Origin of the sequence: Streptomyces sp. W16, from assembly GCF_033194735.1 — a bacterium.
Taxonomy (GTDB): Bacteria; Actinomycetota; Actinomycetes; order Streptomycetales; family Streptomycetaceae; genus Streptomyces.
In genome coordinates this window covers 1-8244 of sequence record NZ_JAWOAI010000455.1, presented here as the reverse complement: position 1 = coordinate 8244, position 8244 = coordinate 1, and the positions used below count along the sequence as shown (strand labels likewise).

The window sequence follows — 8244 nt, the reverse complement described above, 5'->3', positions numbered from 1 at the left end:
GGGCCCGCGTGGCGATCGCCCAGGCGGTCGCCCAGGTCGACAGCCCGTGCCGGCTCACCATGTGTGCCTGAACCTGCTCGGCGGCGGTCAACTCGGCCAGCGTTTCGGCGTGTTGGCCACGCGCGGCGCGGAGCATCGCGGAGGTCAGATGCACCAGCAGACGCACGCCGGGCTCCCCCTCGGACCGGGTGACGCGCCGGGCGCGGTCGAGCCACTGCTCGCCCCGGTCGAACTCGCCCGCGCAGATCAGCGTCCCGGCCAGGGAGACCTGCGCGGGCGCGATCACCGCCTCGGCGTCCCACCCGTACCGGGCGGCCAGCGCCACGGCCTGCTCACAGCGTTCCCGGATCAGGGCGAAGGAACGGTTGCCCGAGGCGAAGCCCAGATGGGCGCGGCAGGCGACCTCCAGATAGGGGCGGCCGATGTCGCGGGCGAGCGCGGCGCCCTCCAGGAGGTGCCGCTCGCTGTCGTCGAGCCGCAGCGACCAGGCCTCGGTGACCCCCAGGTTCAGCAGCGCGAGGGCCCGCAGATCGCTGGCGAGCGCGATCTCGGTGTTGGAGCGGCCCGCGGCGGGCGAGGGCAGCGCGTCGGCCTGCTCGAACACGGCGTCGAAGTGCCCGCGCAGCCGGGCCAGCAGCAGATCCAGGGACGCGATCGCCGTCCGCAGCCGGGGCCGCCGGTCGGGCGGTGCCGCGTCGGCGTACGCCCCGGCGACCTCAAGATGCGCCCGGGCCTCCTCCAGCCGGTGCTGGTGCAGGTCGGCGTTGGCGTGCACCAGGGCCAGTTCCGGGGAGTCCTCGCCGACGCAGGCCGGGAACTCGCGCAGCAGTGCCACCACGCTTCCGGCCTGCCCGTCGAGCGTGAGGCTGACGGTGTGGTCGGTGAGCAGCCGGGCCGCCTCGGACCAGTCGCCGGCGGCCTGCAGGTGTCGTACGGCATCCACGGCCTGGGCGTGTTCGGCGAACCAGCGCGCGGCCAGCCGGTGCAGTTCCGGGATGGCCTCCGGGAAGGTGCGGCGCAGTTCCAGCCGGAGCAGGTCGGCGAACATGTGGTGGTAGCGGAACCAGGTGCGCTCGGGGTCGAGCGACACCACGAACGCGTTGGCGTCCTCCAGGTCCAGCAGGATGCGCTCCGAACCGGTCGCGCCGGTGAGCAGATCGGCCAGTTCGCCGTTGATCCGGTCCGCCAGGGAGGTGCGCAGCAACAACCGCTGCACATCGGGCGGTTGCCGCTCCAGCATCTCCGCCATCAGATACTCGGCGACCGTACGGTGGCTGCCGGAGAACTCGGCGACGAACCGCTCGGGATCCGGGTGCCCGGCCAGCGAGAGCACGGCGAGCCGCAGCCCGGCCGCCCAGCCCTCGGCCCGCTGGTGCAGCAGACCGGCCACGTCGTCGGAGAGTGCCACTCCGGAAGCGGTGAGGAGGTCACGGGTCTCGGCCTCGCTGAAGCGCAGCTGCGCGGCGCGGATCTCGGCCAACTCCCCGGTCAGCCGCAGCCGGTGCAGATGCAGCGGCAGGTCGTGCCGGGTGGCGACGATCGCGTGGACGCCCCGGGGGAGCGCCGCCAGCAGCGCCGTGAGCTGTTCGGCGGCCTCAGCGGAACCGAGTTCGTGCAGGTCGTCGATGACGAGATAGAAAGTGCCGCCGGACGCGGTGATCTCGGACAGCACCTTGTCCACCATCGCGCCGCCGTCGAAACCGGGCGTCGTGGGCGGCGGTTCGGCTGCGCCCTCGCCGCCGGCCGCGCCACGGACCGCCTCCAGCAGGGCGAGCCAGAACAGCTGCGCGTCCTGCTGACCCGGCCGCACGGACAGGAACGCGATACGGCGATCCCGTCCCGGCCGGTCGGCCCACGCGTGCAGCAGTGAGGTCTTTCCGCTGCCGGCGGGCGCGGAGATCATCGTCACCCGCTGCTCGGACGCGCGGTCCAGTGCGGCGATCAGGTCGCGGCGGTCGATGAGACCCGGGCGGCCCCGGCCCGGTACGCGGACAGGGCCCGCGGTGGCCGGCAGGTCGGGCATGACGCCATGTCCTCTGGTCACGCGGTCAGCGTAGTCGATGCGAATCACCGCATCCCGGCGATGACCGGTCACCCCCACGGCGGTGATCGTGAGCAGGCGCGCGAAGGGCGCGTCACTCTCGACGGCCCCTTCGGACGGTCCGTGCGTGCGAGCCGACAGGAGACGGTGTGAAAGAGCTGGGCGGAACCTTCCCCCTTGGACCGAGACGGGTGCACCGGGTCGGCTACGGCGCGATGCAACTCTCCGGCGACGGGGTCTTCGGGCCCCCGCGCGACCGCGACGAGGCGCTGCGGGTGCTGCGCGCGGTGGTCGACGCGGGGGTGGACCACATCGACACCGCGCAGTTCTACGGAGCGGGCACTGTGAACGAACTGATCCGGGAGGCGCTGCATCCTTATCCGGACGGACTGGCGATCGTGAGCAAGGTGGGAGCCCGCAGCAGTGACCGGCCGTATCGGCTCCGCCAGGGCATCGAGGAGAACCTGACCGCGCTCGGCGCGAGCCGGCTGGCGGCGGTCAACCTGCGGATGGTGGACCCGTCCGAGGCGCCGGACGGCCGGTTCGACGCCCAGCTGGCGGTACTGGTCCAGGCCTGCGAGGAAGGGCTCATCGAGGGCGTCGGCCTCAGCAACGTCTCCCTGCGACAGCTGCTGAGAGCCGTCGCGCAGACGGAGATCGTCTGTGTGCAGAACCTCTTCAACCTGGCCGACCAGCACTCCATGGACGTCCTCAGGGAGTGCGCGCGGCGGAACATCGCGTTCGTTCCGTTCTGCCCGCTGGGCTGGCCCGGGGAGGCGCGGCACCGGATCCTCGCGGACCCCGCAGTCACCGCGCAGGCCGCCCGGCTGGGCGTCACCCCGGCCCGCATCGCCCTCGGCCGGCTGCTCGACCTCGCGCCGAACGTCCTGCTCATCCCCGGAACCCGCACCCGCGCGCATCTGACCGAGAACCTCGCCGCGGCCGACGTCGGTCTCGACGACGTGGCCCGTGCGGAGTTGAGACGACACTTTCCCGACACCGAGCAGCACCGGCATGAGGAGGAACCGGCATGAACAACGGAGGGGAAGATCAAGCGCTTCGACTGCTACCCGCCGGGCACCGTGATCCTCGCCCAGCTCGGGGCGCACTCGACGCGGCCCTTCACTCCTGACCCCGGACCACGCGGCGGCCCGCCCCACCTCCCGGGGCGGGCCGCCGCAGGATCACTCACGCATGGACCTGCGAGCCCACGCCGAGGTCGAGGCGGAGCGATTCGAGGATGATGAACGTCGTGCTGGCCGTGTACACGTCGGCGGCGGCGAGGACGCCGGTGTACTTCCTGATGACCGGTTCGGAGGCGTAGGCGACCTGCGCGGCCTGGTACTCCTTGACCGCGGCCCACGCGTTGTTGCCGTACTTCGCGAAGAACGGCGTGGGGTCCACCGCCGTGAGCGCCTTCTTGACGTTGGCGACGATGTCGTCCACGTACTGCTGGTACACGACCATGTCCTGGCGGGTGCCGAGCCTGCCGATGTGGCCGCCGACGAAGTGCTTCCACGGGTAGCTCATGGCCTTGGCGGGGGCGGCGATGGAACCGGGGACGTCCTCGTTGAGGTTGAAGCTGTCGAAGGGGACCCAGCCGGGCAGCAGGACGTCGACGAGCATCAGGGTCTTGTGGTCGGGCAGGTGGATGTAGACGTTGTCGGGGGTGTGGTTCGTGCCGTGCCAGGCCAGCTCGACGCGCTCGCCGCCGACCCGCAGCGTGTGGCTCTTCTCGAAGGTGATGTCCGGGAGCGGCCGGGTCGGGTCGTTGTCACGGGCCAGCAGCTTCCTGGTCTCGGCGTGGCCGATGCGCACCACCTTCTTGCCGAACAGCGACGAGGCGCCGAGGTGGTCCGCGTGGTGGTGGGAGTACACCAGGTGGGTCACTCTGTTGGAGACGCCGTTGGCGGCGGCGATCTCGTCGATCGCCCGCTGGAGGTTCTGTCCGATGCTCGGCGGCGCGTCGAAGAGCACGACGCCCTCACGGGTCGTCAGGAACGCCGACTGGTAGGTGCCGTCGGTCACCCAGTACAGGTTCTTCTCGATCCGGCCGACGTAGTAGCCCTGGGAGTTGACGGCGGGACCGAGCGCGGACGCCGGGACGGGCGCGTAGTCGGGCAGGTCGGTGGACGTGGCGGCCGACGCCTGGCCGGCGAGCGCGCCGTCGGCCAGCGCGGCGACGGTGGGGACAGCCGCCAGTGCCGCACCGCGGGCGAGGAAAGAGCGGCGGTTCGTCGAGGACATGGTGATCTGCTCCAGTCGGTGGATGATGCGGGGGAGTTGATGACGTACGGGCAAGGGCGGGAGCGTGGGTTTCAGGCGCCGTAGGCCGGCACGATCGCTCCGCTGATGTGCTCCGAAAGGTCGCCGACGAGGAACGCGATGATGTCCGCGATCGCCTCCGGCCGAACGGCGTGCGCCAGCGACTGCGGAGGGAACACCGCCCGGTTCCGTGCCGTGTCGAGGAGCTGCGGCGCCACCGCGTTCACACGGATGCCGTCCGGGCGCAGCTCCAGGTCGAGGATGCGGACGAGGTGGTTGAGCGCCGCCTTGCCCAGGCTGTACGCGGCCATCCCGGCGGTCGGCTCGGCCGCCGGCCGGGAGGACACGTGCACGATGGCGCCTCCGCCGCGCTGCCGCATGTACGGCGTCACGGCCTGGCTCAGCCAGAGCGCGGCGGCGAGGTTGACGTCCAGCATGAGGCGCAGTTCCTCGGGTGTGGTGGCGAGCGCGTCTCCCGGGCGGAACGCCCCGAGCGTGTTCACCAGCACTTCGGGAGGCCCTGACTCGGCGGCGATCCGGTCGACGAGGTCTTTGGCCACGGCCGGGTCGGTCGCGTCGCCCACCTCCCGGCGGATGCCGTCGGGCAGCGCCTCCAGTGGCTTCGCGGTGCGGTCGACCGCCGTCACGCTGAACCCGGCGTTCGCGAGAACCACCGAGGTGGCGAAGCCCAGTTCGCCACCCGCACCGACCACTACCGCCACGCGTTCGCTCACGGGACCGCCTCCTTGTCGTGCGCCAAGGTTCGCCGCGGGACAGGTGAGCGGTCCTCACCGGATTCCGGTGATCTCCTGGAGGGCGGTGCGGAGTTGGCGTGCCGACGGACAGGGCACGGATGCGGCGGGGCGGGGCCTACCTCGCTGCCGTCGCGGGCACCGGTGGCCAGACGCCGGTGGCCAGTACGCCCAACGCGTAGGCGCGGGCGACCAGTTCAGTACGGTTCGCCGCGTCCCAGCGGGCCGACAGACGCCGTAGGTGATAGGTCACGCCGTCGGTCGTGAGACCCGTCTCGCGGGCCGCGCGGGCGGTGGTGGCGCCGCCGGCGAGGAGCGCCAGGATGCGGGCCTCGATGGGGGTGACCCGCGCGGGGACGAACTCGCGGGGCTCGGCCTCGCCCTGTACGCGCAGCATCACCAGCAGCGCGGGAGTGTCCTCCACGGTGTCACTGACCGGGTCGGCCGTCAGCTCCCCGTGGCGCTCGGTGCCGTCCGGGGCCCGCCACCGCACCGACACCTGGTACCGCGACCGGTGCCGCAGCCGCAGCGCCTGCGCGATCCGCTCCACCTGGACCGACTCCTGCGGCCGGAACAGATCGAGCACGTCCCGGCCGCGCAGCCGCCCCGGCGTCATACCGAACTCGGCCGCCATCGCGGGATTGGCCACCTGGACCGTGCCGTACACATCGCACACCGCGACCGGCACCGACACCCGGTCGAAGAGCATCAGGGCACGGTTGCGCCACACGACGCCTTCTCTGCGGGTCCAGTCCACCGCTGCCTCCAGTCGCGCCGGCGGTCTAGCCGGACAGAGCCGTCCGCACAAGACGCCGTCGGTGTTCCGCACTACACAATCATGTAGTCCCCTGGCGCGGTCCGACGGGGCCGGGCGAGCACGCTGGAACGCAGTACTCCCGTACCGCGAAAGGCAGTTGTCGCGCCATGCCCCCCACCGACACCCTCTTGAACGTCCCCGTCGTCGACATCACCGCGACCGGCCCGGGCCGCACCCCGATGCAGCAGATCATGGACCTGATGCGCCGTCACGGGCCGGTGTTCGTACGGCGGTTGCACGGCCGGGACACGCTGTTCGTCAGCGATCTCGACCTCGTGACCGACCTCGCCGACGAGCGGCGGTTCGCCAAGCACGTCGGGCCCGCCCTGGAGAACGTGCGGGCCTTCGCCGCCGACGGACTCTTCACGGCGTACAACGACGAGCCCAACTGGGCCAAGGCGCACGACATCCTGATGCCCGCCTTCGCGCTCGGCTCCATGCGCACCTACCACCCCGTGATGCTGAAGGTGGCCCACCGGCTCATCGAGGCCTGGGACCGGGGCGCGAGCGACGGACAGCCCGTGAACGTGCCCGACGACATGACCCGGATGACCCTCGACACCATCGGACTCGCCGGATTCGACTACGACTTCGGGTCGTTCGAGCGCGACGAGCCGCACCCCTTCGTCGAGTCCATGGTCCGCTGCCTGGAGTGGAGCATGACCCGGCTGGCCCGTGTCCCGGGCCAGGACCACTCGGCGGCCGACGCGGCCTTCCAGGTCGACGCCGACCATCTCGCCCAGGTCGTCGACGACGTCATCGCCGCCCGCACCGGGACGGACCAGGCCGACACCGGGGACCTCCTCGGACTCATGCTGAGCGCCAAGCACCCGGCCGACGGCACGATGCTCGACACCGCCAACATTCGCAACCAGGTGATCACCTTCCTGATCGCCGGCCACGAGACGACCTCCGGCGCCATGTCGTTCGCGCTGTACTACCTGGCCAAGCATCCGGCGGTACTCCAACTCGTGCAGCGCGAGGTGGACTCGCTGTGGGGCGACACGGCGGACACGGAGCCCACGTACGACGAGGTCGGCCGGCTCACCTACACTCGCCAGGTGCTCAACGAGGCGCTACGGCTGTGGCCCACCGCTGCCGCGTTCAGCCGGCAGGCGCTTGAGGACACGGTGCTCGGCGGACGCATCCCGCTCAGCGCCGGGCAGTCCGTCACCGTGGTCGCCCCGATGCTGCACCGGCAGCCCGGATGGGGCGACAACCCCGAGTTGTTCAACCCCTCGCGCTTCACCCCCGAGGCGGAGGCGGCGCGTTCCGTGCACGCCTTCAAGCCGTTCGGCACGGGTGAACGAGCCTGTATCGGACGGCAGTTCGCGCTGCACGAGGCGACCATGCTGCTCGCGATGCTGGTCCACCGCTACCGGCTCCACGACCACGCGGACTACCGGCTCAAGGTGAAGGAGACCCTCACCCTCAAGCCCGACGGCTTCACGCTGACCCTCACCCCGCGCACCTCCGCCGACCGCGTGCACCCGCCGCTGCCCGGCGCCGTCGAGGCCCCCGCGACTCCGGTGGCGGAAGCCACCCTCCCCGCCCGCGTCCGCCCCGGCACCCGCACCCTCTTCCTGCACGGCAGCAACTACGGCACCTGCCGCGAGTTCGCCGCCCAACTCGCGGACGAGGCAGCGGTGTTGGGATGCTCCGTCGAAGTCGCGCCGCTGGACGCGTACGCCGACGGCCTGCCCACCGACCGCCCCGTGGTCATCGCCGCCGCCTCCTACAACGGCCGCCCCACCGACGACGCCCTCGCCTTCGCCGCCCGGCTGGAGGAGAGCCACGACCTCACCGGTGTGACGTACGCCGTCCTCGGCGTCGGCGACCGCAACTGGGCCGCCACCTACCAGCACATGCCGACCCGCATCGACGCCCGGCTCGCCGAACTCGGCGCCACCCGCCTGACCGACCGCGCCGCAGCCGACGCCTCCGGCGATCTCACCGGCGCGGTAAGGGAGTTCACGGTACGGCTGCGCACGGCACTGCTGGAGACCTACGGCGATCCCGACGCCACGGACACCGAGCCCGTCGAACCGGCTACCGGCCACGAGGTCCGCACCCTCACCGGCGATCACCTGGACGCCCTCGCCGAACGGCACGGCCTCCTCCCCATGACCGTCACCGAGGCCCACGACCTCACCGCGCCCGGCCACCCGCGCCGCAAGCGCTTCGTCCGCGTCGCCCTGCCGGACGGGACCGGCTACCGGACCGCCGACCACCTCACCGTCCTGCCCGCGAACTCCCCGGCCCTCGTCGAACGCGCCGCCACCGCACTCGGCGTCGACCTCGGCACCGTCCTCGACATCCGCCCGGCCCGACCGCGCCGCGACGGCCTCGCGGTCGACCGGCCCGTGACC

At 71.9% G+C, this 8244-nt stretch carries 6 protein-coding genes; 2 read left to right on the top strand and 4 right to left on the bottom strand.

The window, feature by feature from the left end; all coding sequences use genetic code 11:
* Positions 1–2044 (bottom strand): AAA family ATPase (locus R6V09_RS40010; protein ID WP_317886402.1); only part of this gene is annotated, 2044 nt, incomplete at its 3' end.
* Positions 2045–2190: 146 nt separating this feature from the next.
* Here R6V09_RS40010 and R6V09_RS40005 point away from each other — a divergent pair.
* Positions 2191–3075 carry an aldo/keto reductase gene (locus R6V09_RS40005; RefSeq protein WP_317886401.1) on the top strand — a complete coding sequence of 295 codons (885 nt, stop codon included), beginning with the start codon at positions 2191–2193 and terminating at the stop codon, positions 3073–3075.
* Positions 3076–3229: 154 nt separating this feature from the next.
* Here R6V09_RS40005 and R6V09_RS40000 read toward each other — a convergent pair whose 3' ends face one another.
* The 3 genes from R6V09_RS40000 to R6V09_RS39990 form a co-directional block, all read right to left on the bottom strand.
* Positions 3230–4342 carry an MBL fold metallo-hydrolase gene (locus R6V09_RS40000; RefSeq protein ID WP_317886400.1) on the bottom strand — a complete coding sequence of 371 codons (1113 nt, stop codon included), beginning with the start codon at positions 4340–4342 and terminating at the stop codon, positions 3230–3232.
* 17 nt (positions 4343–4359) lie between these two features.
* Positions 4360–5040, bottom strand: a complete 681-nt coding sequence (locus R6V09_RS39995; RefSeq protein ID WP_317886399.1) for an SDR family NAD(P)-dependent oxidoreductase — start codon at positions 5038–5040, stop codon at positions 4360–4362.
* Positions 5041–5176: 136 nt separating this feature from the next.
* Positions 5177–5767: a PAS domain S-box protein gene (locus tag R6V09_RS39990; RefSeq protein WP_442810227.1), complete on the bottom strand. Its 591-nt coding sequence runs from the start codon at positions 5765–5767 to the stop codon at positions 5177–5179.
* A 215-nt stretch (positions 5768–5982) separates the two neighbouring features.
* Between R6V09_RS39990 and R6V09_RS39985 the strand changes: the two genes are divergently transcribed.
* The coding region (locus tag R6V09_RS39985; protein WP_317886397.1) for a cytochrome P450 at positions 5983–8244 on the top strand (2262 nt) is incomplete at its 3' end.